Consider the following 18,829-nt stretch of genomic DNA (forward strand, 5'->3'; position numbering starts at 1 on the left):
CCAACCTGCGCTGGCGGGGGCCATTTTGTGTCGTGCCGAGGCGGCGGGTTTACTCCGCAGCCTTGGCCTCATCAGGGTGCGACAGGCTGTACACGTAGGCGGCCAGCAGGTGGACCTTGTCGTTACCTTGCAGCTCGGCCTGGGCAGGCATCTGGCCCTGACGGCCATAGCGGATGGTCTGCTGCAACTGGGCAAAGCTTGAGCCGTAGATAAACGCGCCGGGGTGGGTCAGGTTGGGGGCGCCCATCAACGGGTTGCCTTTGCCTTCCGGGCCGTGGCAGACCGCGCAGTTGGTGGCGTAGATGGCCTGGCCCTTGAGTGGGTCGGCCTTTGCCGTGTCCGGCAATTTGCGCCCGTCAAGGCTGGTCAGCACGTACGCTGCCACGTCACTGACACCTTGCTCGCCGATGATTTCGCCCCAACCCGGCATCACCGCATGTCTTCCCGCCATGATGCTGTTTTTGATGTCGGTTGGCGTGCCGCCCCAGCGCCAGTCGGCATCGGTCAGGTTCGGAAAGCCATAAGCGCCCTTGGCATCAGAGCCGTGGCACACCGAGCAGTTGGAGGCAAACAGGCGGCCGCCCATTTTCAGTGCTTGCGGGTCTTTGGCCACTTCTTCGATGGGCATGGCGGCGAACTTGGCGAAAATAGGCCCAAAGCGGGCATCCGATTTGGCCATTTCCTTTTCCCACTCATGCACGCCCGTCCAGCCGGTCTGGCCATTGGCAAAAGGGGTTTTGTCTTTGGTGTCCAGATACTCATAGCCCGGCAGCAGGCCACGCCAGTTACCCAAACCTGGGTACAGCACCAAATAGCCCAAGGCAAAAATGATGGTGCCGACAAACAGCATGAACCACCAGCGGGGCAGGGGGTTGTCGTACTCTTCGATGCCGTCGTAAGCGTGGCCGACTTTTTCGTCTGTCTGCTCGCTGCGTTGGCCCTTGCGTGTGGCAAACAGCAGCCAGGTCAGGGCGAAGATGGTTCCCAGGGTGAGGACGGTGACGTACAGACTCCAGAATTCGGTCATTTATTTTTACTCCTGGACGCTTGTTCTTGCTCAACGTGCTTGATGGCTTCGGGGTCGTCCTTGAACGGCAACATCGTTGCGTCGTCAAACTCGGACTTGCGCTTGGGGCTGAACACCCACAAGGCCAAACCGATAAAAGCCACCATCACCAGCAAGGTGCCCAGGCCACGAATCATCCCGATATCCATTCAGATCACCGTTTGCTCTTGATGAGTGTGCCCAAGCCCTGGAGGTAAGCCACCAGTGCGTCCATTTCTGTCTTGCCCTTTACGGCATCCTTGGCACCGGCAATGTCTGCATCGGTGTAAGGCACGCCCAGGGTGCGCAAGACTTCCATCTTTTTAGCTGTTTCCTTGCCGTCCAGCTTGCGCTCAACCAGGAAGGGGTAAGCCGGCATGATCGACTCCGGCACCACGTTGCGCGGGTTGTACAAGTGCGCGCGGTGCCAGTCATCAGAGTAACGCCCGCCCACGCGGGCAAGGTCTGGGCCGGTGCGTTTGGAGCCCCACAGGAAGGGGTGGTCCCACACGCTTTCACCGGCCACCGAATAGTGGCCATAACGCTCGGTTTCGGCGCGGAACGGGCGGATCATCTGCGAGTGGCAGCCCACGCAGCCGTTGGCGATGTAGACGTCGCGGCCTTCAAGCTCCAGCGCGTTGCGCGGCTTCATGCCCTCGACCGGGTTGTTGGTCACGTCCTGGAAAAACAGCGGAACGATTTGTGTCAGGCCACCGATGCTCACGGCGATGACCATGAAGAAGGCCATCAGGCCGATGTTCTTTTCAATACTGTCGTGCTTGATCATCAGTGAGCCCCCGCGACTGCAATCGTGCTTGCGGCTTCAGCTTCTGCCGGGTTCGAGGCGCGAATGGTGCGCCACACGTTGTAGGCCATAAACAGCATGCCGCTGGCGAAAATGGCCCCGCCGATAGCGCGGACAATAAAGCCCGGGTGGCTGGCTTGCAGCGATTCAACGAACGAATAAGTCAGCGTGCCGTCGTCATTGATGGCGCGCCACATCAGGCCCTGGGTGATGCCGTTGACCCACATCGAGGCGATGTACAGCACGGTGCCGATGGTTGCCAGCCAGAAGTGGACGTTGATCAGGCCTACGCTGTACATCTGCTTTTGGCCATAGAGGCGCGGGATCATGTGGTACATCGAGCCGATGGAAATCATCGCGACCCAGCCCAGTGCCCCGGCGTGTACGTGGCCGATGGTCCAGTCGGTGTAGTGGGAGAGGGCGTTGACGGTCTTGATGGCCATCATCGGGCCTTCAAAGGTCGACATGCCGTAGAACGCCAAAGACACCACCAAAAAGCGCAGGATCGGGTCGGTGCGCAATTTATGCCAGGCGCCCGAGAGGGTCATCATGCCGTTGATCATGCCGCCCCAGCTCGGTGCCAGCAGGATGATCGACATGGCCATGCCCAGCGACTGTGCCCAGTCCGGCAATGCGGTGTAGTGCAAGTGGTGCGGGCCGGCCCAGATGTACAGGGTGATCAGCGCCCAGAAGTGCACGATGGACAGGCGATAGGAGTAAATCGGGCGTTCGGCTTGCTTGGGCACGAAGTAATACATCATCCCCAAAAAGCCCGTGGTCAGGAAAAACCCGACCGCGTTATGGCCGTACCACCACTGGATCATGGCGTCGGTCGCACCCGCATACGCCGAGTAAGACTTGAAAAAGCTCACCGGCAGAGACGCGTGGTTGACGATGTGCAGCATCGCCGTAACCACGATAAACGCGCCATAGAACCAGTTGCCCACATAGATGTGTTTGGTTTTACGCCGGGTAATGGTGCCGAAAAAGACAATGCCGTAGACCACCCAGACGATGGCCAGCAGGATAGCCAACGGCCATTCCAGTTCGGCGTATTCCTTAGTGGTGGTGTAGCCCAGCGGCAGGGTGATGATTGCGCCGAGGATGACGGCTTGCCAGCCCCAGAACGTAAACGAGGCCAGGCTGTCGGAAATCAGCCGTGTCTGGCAGGTACGTTGCACCACGTAGTAAGACGTACCAAACAAGGCGCAGCCACCGAAGGCAAAAATCACAAGGTTGGTGTGCAGGGGGCGCAGACGACCGAAGGTTGTCCATTCAAGACCCAGGTTAAGTTCGGGCCACACAAGTTGTGACGCGATAAAAACCCCGAGTCCCATGCCAAGGATCCCCCAGACCACCGTCATGATGGCGAACTGGCGGACGACCTTATAGTTATAAGCAGTCGGATTGATTGCTGTGCTCATCGCAAGGTTCCACGGTTTTATAGTTATTAGAGGCAAAAACGGTCGCAAGTATGGATAAAGCATAGGGCTATTGCAACGAAGCCAGCCCTCGGTCAATGCCCTTCAGCGCTTGTTTTCCGGCTTTTCCACAGGCTAAGCAAGGTCAAAATGGCCGTTAAAAAACGCCCTGTGGAAGGCTGTCGCAAAGGGCTTTGGCGAGTCGACTCTGGGGGAGAAAGTAAAAGAGGCGGCGAGGAATGTCCAGATATTGTTCACAGAATTGTATACATCTTTACAGGAGCGACTCGCCGTCGCTCCTGTAAAGAAGAGGGGTTACTCGGCGGTTTTCTCCTCTGCCGTGCCATGGGACAAGCTGTAGACGTAGGCTGCGACCAATTGCACTTTGTCGTTGCCCAGCAATTCGTTTTGCGCGGGCATATGGCCTTGGCGACCATGGCGAATGGTTTGCTGCAATTGGGCCAGGCTGGTGCCGTAAATAAAGGCTGTCGGTGCCGTCAGGTCCGGTGCGCCCAGTAGCGGGTTGCCTTTACCTTCAGGCCCGTGGCACGCCACGCAAGTGGTGGCATACGCCTGTTTGCCGGCCTCCAGATTGAACGCGGCGCCTTTGGGTAGCGGCAACCCCGCCAAGTCGTGACGAACATAAGCCGAGACGTTTTTCACGCCTTCCTCGCCCAGCACCTCACCCCAGGCCGGCATCATGCCGATGCGTCCGCCCATGATCGTCGCCTTGATGGTGTCGGCATCGCCTCCCCAGCGCCAGGACGCGTCCGTCAGGTTGGGGAAGCCAAACGCGCCCTTGGCGTCCGAGCCGTGGCACACCGAGCAGTTGGAGGCAAACAGGCGGCCACCCATTTTCAGGGCTGCCGGGTCTTGCGCCACTTGCTGCACCGGCATGGCTGCGTACTTGGCGAAAATGGGACCGAATTTGGCATCGGCCTTGTTCATCTCCTTTTCCCACTCGTGAACGCCGGTCCAGCCATCCTCGTAACCTGGCAGCAGGCCTTTCCAGTTGCCCAGGCCAGGGTAAAGGATCAAATAGCCGACCCCGAACACCAGCGTGCCGATGAACAGCATGAACCACCAGCGTGGCAGCGGGTTGTCGTACTCTTCGATGCCATCGAAACTGTGGCCCATGGTTTCGGTGGTTTCGCTTTTTTTCTCGCCCTTGCGCGTACCGAACAACAGCCAGGTCAGACCGATCAGCGTGCCAATAGTCAGTACGCTGACGTAAATACTCCAGAACTCAGACATTCTTTTTACTCCTGGACGCTTGCTCTTGCTCGACGTGTTTGATGGCCTCGGGGTCGTCCTTGAACGGCAGCAAGGTCGCATCGTCGAACTCTGCCTTGCGCCGCGGGCTGAAAACCCACAGCGCCAGACCGATAAAAGCCACTGCAACCACCACAGTGCCCAGCCCGCGAATCATTCCACTACTCATGTCAAACACCATGGCTCACCTCTTGCTCTTGATGGCAGTGCCGAGCACTTGCAGGTAGGCGACCAGCGCGTCCATTTCGGTTTTACCCTTGACCGACTGCTTGGCATTGGCGATGTCTTCGTCGGTGTAAGGCACACCCAGCGTGCGCATCACTTCGAGTTTTTTCTCGGTATGGCTGCTGTCTACGGGCGTTGATACCAACCATGGATAAGCGGGCATTTTCGATTCAGGCACGACGTTGCGCGGGTTGTACAAGTGCGCGCGGTGCCAGTCATCCGAGTAACGCCCGCCCACTCGGGCCAGGTCCGGCCCGGTACGTTTGGAGCCCCACAGGAACGGGTGATCCCAGACGCTTTCACCGGCTACCGAATAGTGGCCATAACGCTCGGTCTCGGCGCGGAACGGGCGGATCATCTGCGAGTGGCAGCCCACGCAGCCTTCGCGGATGTACACGTCGCGGCCTTCCAGTTGCAACGCGGTGTAGGGCTTCATGCCTTCTACCGGGGTGTTGGTCACGTCTTCGAAAAACAGCGGGACGATCTGCGTCAGACCGCCAACGCTCACGCACAGAATCATCAGCAAGAGCATCAGGCCGATATTTTTTTCAATGATTTCGTGTTTCATGGCGGACTCCTCAGGCCATCTGCGCAGCGGCGACAACTTCAGCGGGCTCGGCATTACGCACCGTGCGCCACGTGTTGTAAGCCATCAGCAACATGCCACTCAGGAAAATCGCCCCGCCTATCAACCGCACGACGTAGCCCGGATGGCTGGCCACCAGGGTTTCGACGAAGGAGTACGTCAGCGTGCCGTCGGCATTGACCGCGCGCCACATCAGGCCCTGGGCGATGCCGTTGACCCACATCGAAGCGATGTACAGCACGGTGCCGATGGTCGCCAGCCAGAAGTGCGCGTTGATCAGGCCGATGCTGTACATCTGCGGGCGGCCGAAGACTTTAGGGATCATGTGGTACATCGCACCTATGGAGATCATCGCGACCCAGCCCAGTGCCCCGGCGTGTACGTGGCCGATGGTCCAGTCGGTGTAGTGGGAGAGGGCGTTGACGGTCTTGATGGCCATCATCGGGCCTTCAAAGGTCGACATGCCGTAGAACGCCAGCGACACCACCAAAAAGCGCAGGATCGGGTCGCTGCGCAACTTATGCCAGGCGCCCGAGAGCGTCATCATGCCGTTGATCATCCCGCCCCAGCTTGGTGCCAGCAGAATCAGCGACATCACCATGCCCAGCGACTGCGCCCAGTCCGGCAATGCGGTGTAGTGCAAGTGGTGCGGACCGGCCCAGATGTAAAGGGTGATCAGCGCCCAGAAGTGCACGATGGACAGGCGATAGGAATAGATCGGGCGTTCGGCCTGCTTGGGCACGAAGTAATACATCATCCCCAAAAAGCCCGCCGTCAGGAAAAAGCCCACAGCGTTGTGGCCGTACCACCACTGCACCATGGCGTCAGTGGCGCCACCGTACAGCGAGTAGGACTTGGTGAAACTGACCGGGATTTCCAGGTTGTTAACGATGTGCAAAATCGCCACGGTCACGATAAACGCGCCGAAGAACCAGTTGCCCACATAAATGTGCTTGGTCTTGCGCTTCATGATCGTGCCAAAGAACACGATGGCGTAAGCGACCCAGACAATGGTGATCAAAATGTCGATCGGCCATTCCAGTTCAGCGTATTCCTTGGAACTGGTGTAACCCAATGGCAAGCTGATGGCCGCCAGCAGAATCACCAGTTGCCAGCCCCAAAAGGTAAAAGCAGCGATTTTGGGCGCGAACAGCGTGGTTTGGCAGGTGCGTTGCACCGAGTAGAACGAGGACGCAAATAAGGCGCAACCGCCAAAGGCGAAAATCACCGCGTTGGTGTGCAGCGGGCGCAACCGCCCAAAGCTGGTCCAGGGCAAATCGAAGTTAAGTTCGGGCCAGACCAATTGCGCGGCGAGCAAGACGCCGAGCCCCATACCGACGATGCCCCAAACCACCGTCATAATGGAAAATTGGCGGACCACCTTATAGTTGTAGGCGGTACTGATAGAAGTGTTCATGGTTCCCCATCCACGGATCAGGCGAGTTCAACGCACGCCTGGAGTTATAGGCAGACTAAAAGCGAGGCAAGCATGGGCGTAGGCAGCAAAGTGGGTATTGACGAGGATCAATGGGCGAAGTGCCTGCAGACGCGGGGTTGGCTATGGAACGCTGCAAAAACACCCTTATCGCCAACCTTGATCCTGGCTCACGGCGCAGGTGCGCCAATGGACAGTGACTGGATGACCGGCATGGCTGAACGCCTTGCTGCACGCGGGATCAACGTGCTGCGCTTCGAGTTCCCGTATATGGCGCAACGGCGCCTGGATGGCGGCAAAAGGCCGCCCAATCCACAGGCTAAATTGCTGGAAAGCTGGCGTGAGGTTTACCGCGAGGTGCGACGGCATGTCACTGGGCCATTAGCCATCGGTGGCAAGTCCATGGGCGGGCGCATGGCCAGCCTGGTGGCTGTTGAACTGAACGTTGATCGGCTGGTGTGTCTGGGTTACCCGTTCTATGCCGTGGGCAAGCCGGAAAAACCTCGGGTCGCGCATCTGGCCCAATTGCACACTCCGACCCTGATCGTGCAAGGCGAGCGCGACGCGCTGGGTAATCGGCTGACCGTTGAAACTTACCCATTGGCGCCGACGCTCGAACTGGTGTGGCTGGCCGCCGCCGACCATGACCTCAAGCCGCTCAAGGTTTCAGGGTTCACTCATGAGCAACACTTGGAACGGGCCGCGGATAGCCTTGCAGGATGGCTTAAAAGAAGATGATGGTTTGATGCCGGCGAGTGGATTTTGCGACAGGGTGCTTGAGCTTCTCTACATGCTTGATGCGTGTAGTCCTACAGCAATCAAGGAAATTCCCGATGTTTTCTTCTGACGATTATTTTCATTCTTGGCGCCCTCGTACGTAGGTGCGCTCGGCAATGTCGTTGAGCTCCGTACGAGAACTCAACACAAGAGAAAACAATCCTCATGTCCCAGTTCCTTTTCCCACGTCAGTCCATTCTTGCCATAGCGATCAGTCAGACATTGTTGTTCTCAAGCGTTCAGGCATTCGCTGCGGATGAGGACCAGGTGTCAGCCCGGGACGGAGAAGAAGTCAGCGTCAGTGATCGCAAGATCGAAACAGTCAGCGCTGGCGTGTATGGAATGCATGCCTCCAGTGGCGGAAAAATCAAGTCCGCCGACATGGCTGTCGCAACGTCTGGTAAAGACGCTTACGGTGTGCTGGTTCACGGTCAGGGCAGCACATTCCAATCCACCGGGGAGCTTCAGATCGAGACTTCAGGTGAAGGCGCCACTGGCCTGCGCGTAGGCGTTGGTGCCGTAGCCGATGTGGAGAAAATCACCGTCGTTACGAGTGGCAATTCCGCTGCAGGTATTTATGCGTTCAGTGACGGGGCTATCCAACTGGGCGGCGGCAGCGTCACCACCACAGGAGACCACAGCGCAGGGATTTTGGGGTGGGAACTCAGTTCCGTGGAAGCGGCCAACCTGCAGATCCAGACTGAAGGCTACCGCTCGTTGGGTGTTGAAGGGCACAGTGGTGCAGTTATTGATTTGCAAGGCAGTTCGATTGTCACTGAAGGGGATGAGTCCTCCGGTGCAGGTGCGGACAGCGGTGCTTCGATCGAATTGAGCCAAGGCTCGTCGATTGTTACCCGTGGCCGAGAGTCCCACGGTGTGGTTTCTATCGGCAACAGCAGCTTGGTGACACTGAACGACAGTTCCATCGAAACCTTTGGCGAAGGTTCAGCAGGCGTTGTGACCCAATCCGGCGGTCGGGTAGAACTCAACAATTCCCACGTTAAAGCCAATGGCGCCGGTGCGGTCGGTGCGCAACTGAACGGTGGCACTCTGGCCGTCAACGGTGGCTCGATTCAATCGCAAACCGCGGCAGCGATTAACATCAGTGGCCAAGGCAACACGGTGGCAATCGATAACGCTTATATCGGCAGTGTTGAGGGGCCGGCCATCAAAGTTGAAGGCGGCGCACAGGCAACTATTACGGTCAGTAATGGTTCCACGTTGTCTGCTGGCAATGGTCGGGGCGAATTGCTCGACGTGCAGTCTGACAGCGTGCTGGACCTTGTCGTCGATGGCAGCTATTTGCACGGCAACCTGACCATCCCTGAGGGCGGCCTGGTGAATGTGCGTTTGCAGAATGGAACACGTTTTACCGGGCAGATGAGCGATGTCAAAAACCTGCAACTTGATGCAGGCGTCGGCTGGGACATTATGGGTGACAGCAATGTCGAGTCTTTGGTGCTCAATGGCGGGAGCATCGACTTTGCCAAAGCTGAGGGGTTTCATCAGCTGTCCATGGGTGAGTTGTCGGGCAATGGCTCCTTTGGGCTGAAGTTGAACATGGACAACCAGCAAGTCGACTTTCTCAACATTGAAGGCCTGGCGACGGGCAATCATGTGTTGAGCATTCAGAACAGCGGTGCCGAGCCTGAATCCGGCTTTGATCCTTTGCAGGTGGTTCACACCGGTGGCGGCGATGCGCAGTTCAGCGTGCTGGGCGAGCGTGTCGACCTCGGGGCTTATTCGTATGGGCTGGAGCGTCAGGGCGACGATTGGTTTTTGACCGGCGAAGACCGTGAGGTAAGCCCGGCCACCCGCAGTGTTCAGGCGCTGTTTAACAGTGCACCGACCGTCTGGTATGGCGAGATGAGTACCTTGCGCAGCCGTATGGGCGAGGTCAGAAGCAGCGGGCAGGGCGGTGCCTGGATGCGCAGCTACGGTAACCAGTACCGGGTTGCAGGTCGCGATGGCCTGGGCTTTGAGCAACAGCAGAGTGGTTTTTCGCTGGGCGTGGACGCGCCGCTGGCCGTCACCGACGGTGTGCTGCTGGTGGGTTTGCTCGGCGGTTACAGCAAATCTGACCTGTCTCAGTCACGCGGTTCCTCAGGCACTGTCGACAGCTTTTATGTCGGGACTTACGGGACCTGGATGAACAACAACGGTTATTACGTGGATGGCGTGCTTAAGCTCAACCAGTTCCAGAATCGCGCGGACGTCTTGATGAGCGATTTCAGCAAGGCCAAAGGCAGCTACCGCAACTATGGGCTGGGTGCTTCGCTGGAAGCCGGTCGGCAGATCCAGCTCACCGAACACCTGTTCATCGAGCCTTTCGCTCAAGTGTCTGCGGTGGCAGTGCAAGGAAAGTCGTTCAGTCTGGACTCAGAGCTGAAGGCCGATAACGCGGCCACCCACTCTTTGCTCGGTAAAGTGGGCATGACCCTTGAACATCGCAATCAATGGCTAAGCCCTTACATCAAAGTTGCACTGGCTCAGGAGTTTGCCCGAGACAATGACGTTGAGGTCAACGGGCATCGCTTCAACAATGATCTGTACGGCACCCGTGCTGAATTGGGGGCCGGTCTGGCGCTGTCGTTGTCCAGTAACCTGCAATTGCACGCAGACTTCGACTACATGAACGGCCAAGGTATCGAACAACCTTGGGGGGCCAATGTCGGGGTGCGATACGCATTTGACTGAAGCATGATTAAAAAAAAGCCAGAGCGAATGCTCTGGCTTTTTAGTTTCAGCGGTTAAACCGCTCCACCAGCGAATATTGAATATTCACGGTTTGCGCCAGTTCTTCACTGAGCAGGGCCGAATGCTGCGCCTGTTCCGAAGTTTGGTCGGCAAGGTCGGCAATGGTGCTGATGTTACGGCTGACTTCTTCGGCCACGGCACTTTGCTCTTCGGTGGCGGCGGCAATTTGGGTGGTCATGTCGGTGATATTGGCCACCGCTTCGCTAATCCCGATCAGTGCCGCGTCGGCTTCCAGTACTCGTGCCACGCCTTCTTGTGCCTGGCGGTGGCCGGCGTCCATGGTTTGTACGGCTGTGGCGGCGGTTTGTTGCAGCTTGGCAATCAAGCCGTGAATCTGGCCGGTCGAGGTGCTGGTGCGTTGCGCCAGTTGGCGTACTTCATCGGCCACAACAGCAAAACCCCGGCCCATTTCACCGGCACGCGCCGCTTCAATGGCTGCGTTCAAGGCCAACAGGTTGGTCTGGTCGGCAATGCCCTTGATCACGTCGACGACACCGCCAATCTCGTCACTGTCTTTCGCCAGTTGGGTCACCGTCGCGCCGGTTTCACCGACGACCACCGACAGGCGCTCGATGGCCTCGCGGGTTTCACCGGCAATGTCGCGGCCGCGGCTGGTCAGGCGATTGGCTTCTTGCGTGGCATCGGCAGTGCGCTGCACATGGCTGGCGACCTCTTGGGTCGTCGCGGCCATCTGGTTAACGGCGGTGGCAACCTGCTCGGTTTCAACCCGCTGGCGTTCCAGCCCGGTGGAGCTCTTGTGCGCCAGCGCATCCGATTGACGGGCTTGCTCGCTGAGGTGCTCGGCGGTGTCTTGCAGACGGGTCAGGCAGGTTTTGAGGCGCGCTTCCTGGCTCAGGATGGACATTTCCAGACGCGCTTGCGGGCCACGGCTGTCGGTGTACATCTGGGCAATCAGAGGGTCAGATGTGGTCTGTTCGGCCAGGCGCAGCAAGCGCTTAATCCCGCGTTGCTGCCAGGTCAGGCCCAGCAGCCCCAACGGAATCGACAACAGGGCGGCCAAGGCAAAACCCCAACTGGAGTTGAACAGCGCACCGATCACAAAGCTCAGTTGGCTGACCAGAATGAAGGGCAGCCAGTCTTGCAGCACCGGCAACCACTTGTCGCGGCGAGGTACGGCGGGTTTGCCGCGATTAAGGCGCTGGTACAGCGCTTCGGCGCGGCGGATCTGTTCAGCCGTCGGCTTGACCCGCACCGACTCGTAGCCCACTACGCGTTCGTTTTCAAATACCGGCGTCACATACGCATTCACCCAGTAATGATCGCCGGACTTGCAGCGGTTTTTGACGATGCCCATCCATGGCATGCCCTTTTTCAAGGTGCTCCACATATGTTCGAACACCGCCGAAGGCACATCCGGATGGCGCACAAGGTTATGCGGTGCGCGCACCAGCTCATCACGCGAAAACCCGCTGATGTCGACGAAGTCGTCGTTGCAGTAGGTGATCACGCCTTTGGTATCGGTAGTGGAAATCAACCGTTGCTGCGCGGGGAATGTGCGTTCGCGCTGGGTGATGGGCTGGTTGTTACGCATGTCGTTTCAATCCGCAAGACTTTGATAGGCTTTCGGCACGTGCAACGAATTGTTTAATTAATATTTCTGCTGCAACAGCGTGCATCAACGCTGTTGCAGTCTTGGGGCGAGCTTAAGGCGCCAGCATGGGGTATGTGAAGAACGCCAAGTGCAGCACGTTAAGACCAAAGTGCGTGGCAATCGCCGCACTTAGCCCGCCAAAGCGGTAGGCCAGGCCGTAGCAAAGCCCGGCGATGCCGGCCAACAGTACCCACTGCCAACCGGCACCGATATGCGCCAGACCAAACAACAGCGAGGCAATGACCAAGGCCAGGGTTTGCCCATACGGCAGTTGTTTGAACCTGCGGCTCAGACCGCCCTGCAAATAGCCGCGAAACAGCGCTTCTTCGACCAGCGTCACCAGCAGCAAGTTATTCAATAGCCAAATCCAGCCCTGGCTGGGCCACTTCGGCGCCCAGGCCACAATGCCCAGCAACAGCGCGCCACCCAGCGCGGCCAAGGCGGCCAGCACCAGCCCCATCAATGCGGCGCCCACGGACGCACGCCAGTTAAAGCGCGGTGCTATCCACGGGCACACCAGTAGCAGCCAAAAGCCGATCAGGGGTTTGTCCAGATTCAGGTACATCGAAAAGGGCACGGCATCCGGGGTCAGCCGCTCGGGGCTGATGGCACGTCCGTTGTGAAAACCGGGCAGCCAATGCAGGGCCAAAGCCAGGGCCAGCAACACAAACACAGCGTGTCCGGCATAGCGCAGCCATGAGCGTTGGCTTTGGTGGGCAGCAAGCCCGCTCACCACCAGGGCGGACAGGGCAATAACAGCTTGAACGCCTAATTGGCCATAGCTCAGGGCAATGCCGTAGCCGAGGGTCAAGAGGGCGAGATAAGGCCAGGGCAGGGCGATCATGCGAATCCTAGGGGGAGAGAAGGGCGCACGAGTATTACAGACACAAACCCGTAGGAGCGAGCTTGCCTCGCGATCTTTCAAAGGTCAAAAGATCGCGAGGCAAGCTCGCTCCTACGGTTATTCAGTGTTTACGAAGCAATCAACTGGCGCAGCACGTAGTGCAAGATCCCGCCCGCCTTGAAGTATTCCACTTCATTGAGGGTGTCGATCCGGCACAGGACCTCGACCTTTTCCTGCTGGCCGTCTTCACGGGTGATCACCAGGGTCAGGTTCATCCGCGGTTGAATGTCGGCCCCGGTCAGCCCGAGGATGTCCAGGGTCTCTTTGCCGGTGAGTTTCAGGCTCTTGCGGTTCTGGTCCAGCTTGAACTGCAAGGGCAACACGCCCATGCCCACCAGGTTGGAGCGGTGGATACGCTCAAAACTCTCGGCAATCACCGCTTTGACGCCCAGCAGATTGGTGCCTTTGGCCGCCCAGTCGCGGCTCGAACCGGTGCCGTATTCCTGACCGGCAATCACCACCAGCGGCGTGCCCGTAGCCTGATAACGCATGGCCGCGTCGTAGATCGCCAGTTTTTCGCCGGTCGGGATGTACAGGGTGTTGCCCCCTTCTTCACCGCCGAGCATTTCGTTGCGAATACGGATGTTGGCGAACGTGCCACGCATCATCACTTCATGGTTGCCGCGTCGCGAACCGTAGGAGTTGAAGTCCTTGGGCTCGACGCCTTTCTCGCGCAGGTAACGCCCGGCCGGGCTGTCGGCCTTGATATTGCCGGCAGGGGAGATGTGGTCGGTGGTCACCGAATCCCCCAGCAGCGCCAGAATGTTCGCGCCCTTGACGTCTTCGATGACCGGCAATGGCCCGTCAATGTCGTCGAAGAACGGCGGGTGCTGGATGTACGTCGAGCTGTCTTGCCAGACATACGTCGCCGCCTGCGGCACTTCGATGGCTTGCCATTGCTCGTCACCGGCAAACACTTCGGCGTATTCCTTGTGGAACATGCTGGTGCTGACTTGCGCCACGGCGTCGGCAATTTCTTTCTGGCTCGGCCAGATATCGCGCAGGTACACCGGCTGACCGTCTTTGCCCACCCCCAGCGGTTCGCTGCTGATGTCGATACGCACTGTTCCGGCCAACGCATAGGCCACCACCAGCGGCGGCGAGGCTAGCCAGTTGGTTTTGACCAGCGGGTGCACCCGGCCTTCAAAGTTACGGTTGCCTGACAGCACAGACGCTACGGTCAGGTCCGCTTGGGTAATGGCTTTTTCAATGGGATCGGGCAGCGGCCCGGAGTTGCCAATACAGGTGGTACAGCCATACCCCACCAGGTCGAAGCCCAATTGATCGAGGTACGGGGTGAGGCCAGCGGCCTTGTAGTAATCGGTAACCACCTTGGAGCCGGGGGCCAATGAGGTTTTCACCCAAGGCTGGCTTTTCAGGCCTTTTTCCACGGCTTTTTTCGCCACCAGTCCGGCAGCCATCATCACGCTGGGGTTGGAGGTGTTGGTGCACGAGGTAATGGCGGCAATCACCACGGCACCGTTTTTCAGGCGCCAGGTTTTGCCATCGAGGCTGTAATCCGCCTCGCCAACCGACTCAGCGCTGCCCACGGCCACGCCGCCACCGCCTTCACTTTCGAGGCGGCCTTCTTCTTTGCTGGCCGGTTTGAACTGCAGGCTCAAGAAGTCGCTGAAGGCTTGCGCAACGTTGGGCAGGGCGACCCGGTCTTGCGGACGTTTTGGCCCGGCGAGGCTGGCCTCGACGGTGCCCATGTCGAGCGCCAGTGTGTCGGTAAAAATCGGCTCTTGGCCCGCTTTGCGCCACAGACCCTGGGCTTTGCAGTAAGCCTCGACCAGCTTGACCGTGGCGTCCGGACGACCGGATAAACGCAGGTAATCGAGGGTGATCTCATCCACCGGGAAAAACCCGCACGTAGCGCCGTATTCCGGGGCCATGTTGGCAATGGTGGCACGGTCTGCCAGGGGCAAATCGGCCAGGCCATCTCCATAAAACTCGACGAACTTGCCGACCACGCCCTTGCTGCGCAGCATTTGCGTAACCGTCAGCACCAGGTCAGTGGCGGTGATGCCTTCTTTAAGCTTGCCACTAAGTTTGAAACCCACCACTTCAGGGATCAGCATCGACACGGGCTGGCCGAGCATGGCGGCTTCGGCTTCAATCCCGCCCACGCCCCAGCCCAATACGCCAAGGCCGTTGATCATGGTGGTGTGCGAGTCGGTGCCTACCAGGGTGTCGGGGAAGGCATAGGTGCGGCCGTCTTCGTCTTTGGTCCAGACCGTGCGGCCCAGGTATTCAAGGTTCACCTGGTGACAAATCCCGGTGCCGGGCGGTACCACGCTGAAATTATCGAAAGCATCCTGGCCCCAGCGCAAAAACGCATAGCGTTCGCCGTTGCGTTCCATTTCGATGTCGACGTTTTGCTCAAAGGCGCTGGTGCTGCCGAACTTGTCGACCATCACCGAGTGGTCAATCACCAGGTCAACCGGTGACAACGGGTTGATGCGCTGCGGGTCGCCTCCGGCCTTGGCCATGGCAGCGCGCATGGCGGCCAGGTCGACCACCGCCGGTACGCCAGTAAAATCCTGCATTAATACCCGCGCCGGGCGGTACTGGATTTCACGGTCGCTACGACGCTCCTTGAGCCAGGCGGCAAGGGCCTTGAGGTCGGGTTCGGTGACGGTCTTGCCGTCTTCCCAGCGCAGCAGGTTTTCCAGCAGCACTTTAAGAGACATCGGTAGCTTGCCCAAATCGCCCAAGGTCTTGGCGGCGAGCGGCAGGCTGAAGTAGTGATAAGTCTTATCGTCGACTTTTAAGGTAGAAAGGGTTTTCAGGCTATCGAGGGAGGACATGAAATGACTCCTTTTGATCCGCACGGCACGGATCGTGTGATACGAACAGAACAGTGAGCAGAGCTTCAAACCTAGCCCTGATTCAGTGATCTGGCTAATTACTGGACTGTCTATAGGGCTTCAAGGTTCCGAACTCAGTTATCATGCCCGCCTTTTCGTGACAGACCTTGTTCCAGGACAAGGTAGCGCAGCGGTCTAATGTCTTGCCGCTGCCCAGGAGTAAATCAATGAACACCGTTTTTATGCATTGCCGGCCCGGTTTTGAAGGCGAAGTCTGCTCGGAAATCGCCGAGCACGCCGCCCGTCTTAATGTCTCTGGCTACGCCAAGGCCAAGCCGAGCGCGGCCTGTGCCGAGTTTGTCTGCACCGAAGCAGGCGGTGCTGAGCGCCTGATGCAGCGCCTGCGCTTTGCCGAGCTGATTTTCCCGCGCCAATGGGCTCGCGGCAGCTTTGTCGAGCTACCGGAAACCGACCGGATCAGCGTCATCCTTGAACACATGGCCGATTTTCCGGTGTGTGGCAGCCTGTGGCTGGAAGTGGTCGATACCAACGACGGCAAAGAGCTGTCCAACTTCTGCAAGAAGTTCGAAGGGCATTTGCGCAAGGCGCTGCTCAAGGCGGGCAAGCTGGTCGAAAACGCCGACGACAAACCGCGTCTGCTGCTGACCTTCAAAAGTGGCCGTGAAGTGTTCCTCGGCCTGGCCGAGTCCAACAACTCGGCCATGTGGCCGATGGGTATTCCGCGTCTCAAGTTCCCGCGTGAAGCCCCGAGCCGCTCAACCCTCAAGCTGGAAGAGGCCTGGCACCATTTCATCCCGCGTGATCAGTGGGATGACCGTTTGCACAGTGACATGACCGGTGTTGACCTCGGCGCAGCCCCCGGCGGCTGGACCTGGCAACTGGTCAATCGCGGCATGCTGGTGATCGCCATCGACAACGGCCCCATGGCTGAAAGCCTGATGGACACCGGGTTGGTGCAACACTTGATGGCTGATGGCTTTACCTTCAAGCCCAAACAACCAGTGGACTGGATGGTCTGCGACATCGTCGAGAAGCCTGCGCGCAATGCGGCGATGCTCGAAGAATGGATTGGCGAAGGGCATTGCCGTGAGGCGGTGGTCAACCTCAAGTTGCCGATGAAACAACGCTACGCCGAAGTGCGTCGCCTGCTGGACCGCATTGCCGACGGCTTCAAGGCGCGCGGTATCCAGGTTGAAATCGGCTGCAAGCAGCTGTACCACGACCGTGAAGAAGTGACCTGCCATTTGCGTCGACTGGACGTGAAAAAGCCTAAATCCCGCTGATTCAGGAGTAACCAATGAGTTTTGCTGACCTGCCGCTTGACGGCACTCTGGACGCCAGCGGTCTGAACTGCCCAGAGCCGGTGATGATGCTGCACCAACACATTCGCGATCTGGCGCCGGGTGGCTTGCTGAAGGTGATCGCGACCGACCCGTCGACCCGTCGCGACATTCCCAAGTTCTGCGTATTTTTGGATCACGAACTGGTCGGCCAGGCCGAAGAAGCGGGCACGTACCTGTACTGGATCCGCAAAAAGCAGGATTGATCGGCCCAAACGTGCCGACAACGCCTACACTGCCAGTCCTTGAAAGGAGCCTGCCATGCTGATTGTTGCTGATGAAAATATTCCGTTGGTCGATGCGTTCTTTGCTGAATTCGGTGAAATACGCCGTTTGCCGGGGCGCCAGATCACCCGGGCCGATGTGCACGATGCGGATGTCTTGCTGGTGCGTTCGGTGACCAAGGTCGACCGCGATCTGCTTGAAGGCAGCGCCGTGCGTTTTGTCGGTACGTGCACCATCGGCACCGATCACCTGGCGCTCGATTACTTTCATCAAGAGGGCATTCAATGGTCCAGCGCGCCCGGCTGCAATGCCCGCGGTGTGGTGGACTACGTGCTCGGCAGCTTGCTGACACTGGCCGAAATCGAAGGCGCTAACCTCAATCAGCGCACCTACGGTGTGGTCGGTGCCGGTGAAGTGGGCGGGCGTCTGATCAATGTGCTCAAGGGACTGGGCTTCAACGTGCTGGTGTGCGACCCGCCGCGTCAGGCGGCAGAGGGCGGTGACTACGTCAGCCTTGAGCAGATCATCGAACGTTGTGACGTCATCAGCCTGCACACGCCTCTGGATAAATCCGCAGAGAACGCGACCTGGCACTTACTCGACCAGCAGCGTTTGAACCAGCTCAAACACGGCACCTGGCTGATCAACGCCAGCCGTGGTCCGGTGATCGACAACAACGCCCTGCGTGAAGTGCTGACCCGCCGCGAAGACCTGCAAGCGGTGCTGGACGTATGGGAAGCCGAGCCGCAAGTTGATGTCGAACTGGCCGACCTGTGTGTACTGGCAACGCCGCACATTGCCGGTTACAGCCTGGACGGCAAGCAGCGGGGCACGGCGCAGATTTACCAGGCGTTCTGCGATTTCTTGGGGCAGGAAGCGGTCATCAAACTGGCCGACTTACTGCCTGCGCCCTGGCTGGCCAAGGTTGAACTGAGCGCTGACAGCGACCCGGCCTGGGCGCTGGCGACGGTATGCCGTGGGGTTTACGACCCGCGCCGTGACGATGCTGACTTTCGTCGCAGCCTGGTGGGCACGGTTCAGGAGCAAAAGCTGGCGTTTGACGCCTTGCGCAAACACTACCCCGTACGCCGCGAAATCGAAGGCCTACAGGTACGTATAGAGGGTGAGTCGCAGGGTTTGACGCAGATGGTTAAAGCGCTGGGCGCAGTACCCGTGTAGGAGCGAGCTTGCCTCGCGATCTTTTGATCTGGCTCTTTTACGGCCGCTGCGCGCCCGAACGTAGCCTCGCAAGGCTCGTCAACTGCTACGGGCGTACCCGATACCACTGTAGGAGCGAGCTTGCCTCGCGATCTTTTGATCTTTTAAAAGATCGCGGGCAAGTAAGGTGTTGTCAGGTTCAGTCTTTGTTTACAGGCTTGACCAAACGCTGTTCCAGTTCTTGGCAGGCGTTCTGAATCATCTCTTCAGTGATGAGAACTTCATTACCTTCAGCGTCGATAAAAGCACACCCCAACGACGGTTGCTGGTGGGTGCGAATTACCGGAAGTGCTTGAGTGTTGATTGATTCCATGACCTGTCTCCTCATCAGGGTGTAGCGCTACTTTAGATCCGTTAAATGACCAAGCTGTTACAC

17 protein-coding genes are annotated in these 18,829 nt (G+C 58.6%); 5 read left to right on the top strand and 12 right to left on the bottom strand.

Going from position 1 to position 18,829, the window contains the following annotated elements; all coding sequences use genetic code 11:
- Positions 1 to 49: 49 nt before the first annotated feature.
- The 8 genes from ccoP (ACJJU9_RS08595) to ccoN (ACJJU9_RS08630) all read right to left on the bottom strand — a co-directional run bounded on the left by ccoP (ACJJU9_RS08595) (position 50) and on the right by ccoN (ACJJU9_RS08630) (position 6,771).
- A complete protein-coding gene (ccoP, locus tag ACJJU9_RS08595; RefSeq protein WP_048389998.1) occupies positions 50 to 1,027 on the bottom strand; it encodes a cytochrome-c oxidase, cbb3-type subunit III in 978 nt (325 codons plus the stop codon).
- Complete coding sequence (locus tag ACJJU9_RS08600; RefSeq protein WP_123750469.1) at positions 1,024 to 1,215, bottom strand: cbb3-type cytochrome c oxidase subunit 3; 192 nt, start codon at positions 1,213 to 1,215, stop codon at positions 1,024 to 1,026. Before ACJJU9_RS08600 ends, ccoP (ACJJU9_RS08595) begins: the two co-directional genes overlap by 4 nt.
- Positions 1,216 to 1,220: 5 nt before the next feature.
- Positions 1,221 to 1,829 (bottom strand): cytochrome-c oxidase, cbb3-type subunit II, encoded by a 609-nt coding sequence (gene ccoO / locus ACJJU9_RS08605; RefSeq protein ID WP_048369080.1) that lies wholly within the window; start codon positions 1,827 to 1,829, stop codon positions 1,221 to 1,223.
- Between the two features lie 2 nt (positions 1,830 to 1,831).
- A complete protein-coding gene (ccoN, locus tag ACJJU9_RS08610) occupies positions 1,832 to 3,274 on the bottom strand; it encodes a cytochrome-c oxidase, cbb3-type subunit I (RefSeq protein WP_048368830.1) in 1,443 nt (480 codons plus the stop codon).
- 312 nt (positions 3,275 to 3,586) lie between these two features.
- Positions 3,587 to 4,525, bottom strand: a complete 939-nt coding sequence (gene ccoP / locus ACJJU9_RS08615; RefSeq protein ID WP_153326643.1) for a cytochrome-c oxidase, cbb3-type subunit III — start codon at positions 4,523 to 4,525, stop codon at positions 3,587 to 3,589.
- A complete protein-coding gene (locus ACJJU9_RS08620; protein ID WP_048369081.1) occupies positions 4,518 to 4,712 on the bottom strand; it encodes a CcoQ/FixQ family Cbb3-type cytochrome c oxidase assembly chaperone in 195 nt (64 codons plus the stop codon). The genes ccoP (ACJJU9_RS08615) and ACJJU9_RS08620 overlap by 8 nt, the downstream gene beginning before the upstream one ends.
- Before the next feature lie 15 nt (positions 4,713 to 4,727).
- Positions 4,728 to 5,336, bottom strand: a complete 609-nt coding sequence (gene ccoO / locus ACJJU9_RS08625) for a cytochrome-c oxidase, cbb3-type subunit II (protein WP_048368832.1) — start codon at positions 5,334 to 5,336, stop codon at positions 4,728 to 4,730.
- A 10-nt stretch (positions 5,337 to 5,346) separates the two neighbouring features.
- On the bottom strand, positions 5,347 to 6,771 hold the full coding sequence (gene ccoN, locus ACJJU9_RS08630; protein ID WP_048368833.1) for a cytochrome-c oxidase, cbb3-type subunit I: 1,425 nt from the start codon (positions 6,769 to 6,771) through the stop codon (positions 5,347 to 5,349).
- A 72-nt stretch (positions 6,772 to 6,843) separates the two neighbouring features.
- Between ccoN (ACJJU9_RS08630) and ACJJU9_RS08635 the strand changes: the two genes are divergently transcribed.
- Both ACJJU9_RS08635 and ACJJU9_RS08640 read left to right on the top strand, forming a co-directional pair.
- Positions 6,844 to 7,527 carry an alpha/beta family hydrolase gene (locus ACJJU9_RS08635; protein WP_407730468.1) on the top strand — a complete coding sequence of 228 codons (684 nt, stop codon included), beginning with the start codon at positions 6,844 to 6,846 and terminating at the stop codon, positions 7,525 to 7,527.
- 204 nt (positions 7,528 to 7,731) lie between these two features.
- A complete protein-coding gene (locus tag ACJJU9_RS08640; RefSeq protein WP_407730469.1) occupies positions 7,732 to 10,263 on the top strand; it encodes an autotransporter outer membrane beta-barrel domain-containing protein in 2,532 nt (843 codons plus the stop codon).
- A 46-nt stretch (positions 10,264 to 10,309) separates the two neighbouring features.
- Here the strand turns inward: ACJJU9_RS08640 and ACJJU9_RS08645 are convergent, their stop codons facing one another.
- The 3 genes from ACJJU9_RS08645 to acnA all read right to left on the bottom strand — a co-directional run bounded on the left by ACJJU9_RS08645 (position 10,310) and on the right by acnA (position 15,649).
- Positions 10,310 to 11,875 carry a PAS domain-containing methyl-accepting chemotaxis protein gene (locus tag ACJJU9_RS08645; RefSeq protein WP_123750475.1) on the bottom strand — a complete coding sequence of 522 codons (1,566 nt, stop codon included), beginning with the start codon at positions 11,873 to 11,875 and terminating at the stop codon, positions 10,310 to 10,312.
- A 112-nt stretch (positions 11,876 to 11,987) separates the two neighbouring features.
- The gene (locus ACJJU9_RS08650) at positions 11,988 to 12,779 is read right to left on the bottom strand and encodes a lysostaphin resistance A-like protein (RefSeq protein ID WP_407730470.1); all 792 of its coding nucleotides are present in this window, start codon (positions 12,777 to 12,779) and stop codon (positions 11,988 to 11,990) included.
- Between the two features lie 128 nt (positions 12,780 to 12,907).
- Positions 12,908 to 15,649: an aconitate hydratase AcnA gene (gene acnA, locus ACJJU9_RS08655; protein ID WP_407730471.1), complete on the bottom strand. Its 2,742-nt coding sequence runs from the start codon at positions 15,647 to 15,649 to the stop codon at positions 12,908 to 12,910.
- 227 nt (positions 15,650 to 15,876) lie between these two features.
- On the opposite strand from acnA, the gene rlmM reads away from it, so the two are divergent.
- Genes rlmM through pdxB form a run of 3 tightly spaced genes read left to right on the top strand, consistent with a single transcriptional unit; the run spans position 15,877 to position 18,414 of the window.
- Entirely contained in the window at positions 15,877 to 16,953 is a 1,077-nt protein-coding gene (gene rlmM, locus ACJJU9_RS08660; protein WP_153326648.1) for a 23S rRNA (cytidine(2498)-2'-O)-methyltransferase RlmM, read from the top strand.
- Between the two features lie 14 nt (positions 16,954 to 16,967).
- Positions 16,968 to 17,216 carry a sulfurtransferase TusA gene (tusA, locus tag ACJJU9_RS08665; protein WP_153331290.1) on the top strand — a complete coding sequence of 83 codons (249 nt, stop codon included), beginning with the start codon at positions 16,968 to 16,970 and terminating at the stop codon, positions 17,214 to 17,216.
- Between the two features lie 55 nt (positions 17,217 to 17,271).
- Positions 17,272 to 18,414 (top strand): 4-phosphoerythronate dehydrogenase PdxB, encoded by a 1,143-nt coding sequence (gene pdxB, locus ACJJU9_RS08670; protein ID WP_407730472.1) that lies wholly within the window; start codon positions 17,272 to 17,274, stop codon positions 18,412 to 18,414.
- Between the two features lie 178 nt (positions 18,415 to 18,592).
- Here pdxB and ACJJU9_RS08675 read toward each other — a convergent pair whose 3' ends face one another.
- The gene (locus ACJJU9_RS08675; RefSeq protein ID WP_048368841.1) at positions 18,593 to 18,766 is read right to left on the bottom strand and encodes a PA1571 family protein; all 174 of its coding nucleotides are present in this window, start codon (positions 18,764 to 18,766) and stop codon (positions 18,593 to 18,595) included.
- Positions 18,767 to 18,829: the final 63 nt, after the last annotated feature.

It is taken from the genome of Pseudomonas helleri (genome assembly GCF_045830615.1).
In the GTDB taxonomy this organism is placed as follows: domain Bacteria; phylum Pseudomonadota; class Gammaproteobacteria; order Pseudomonadales; family Pseudomonadaceae; genus Aquipseudomonas; species Aquipseudomonas helleri.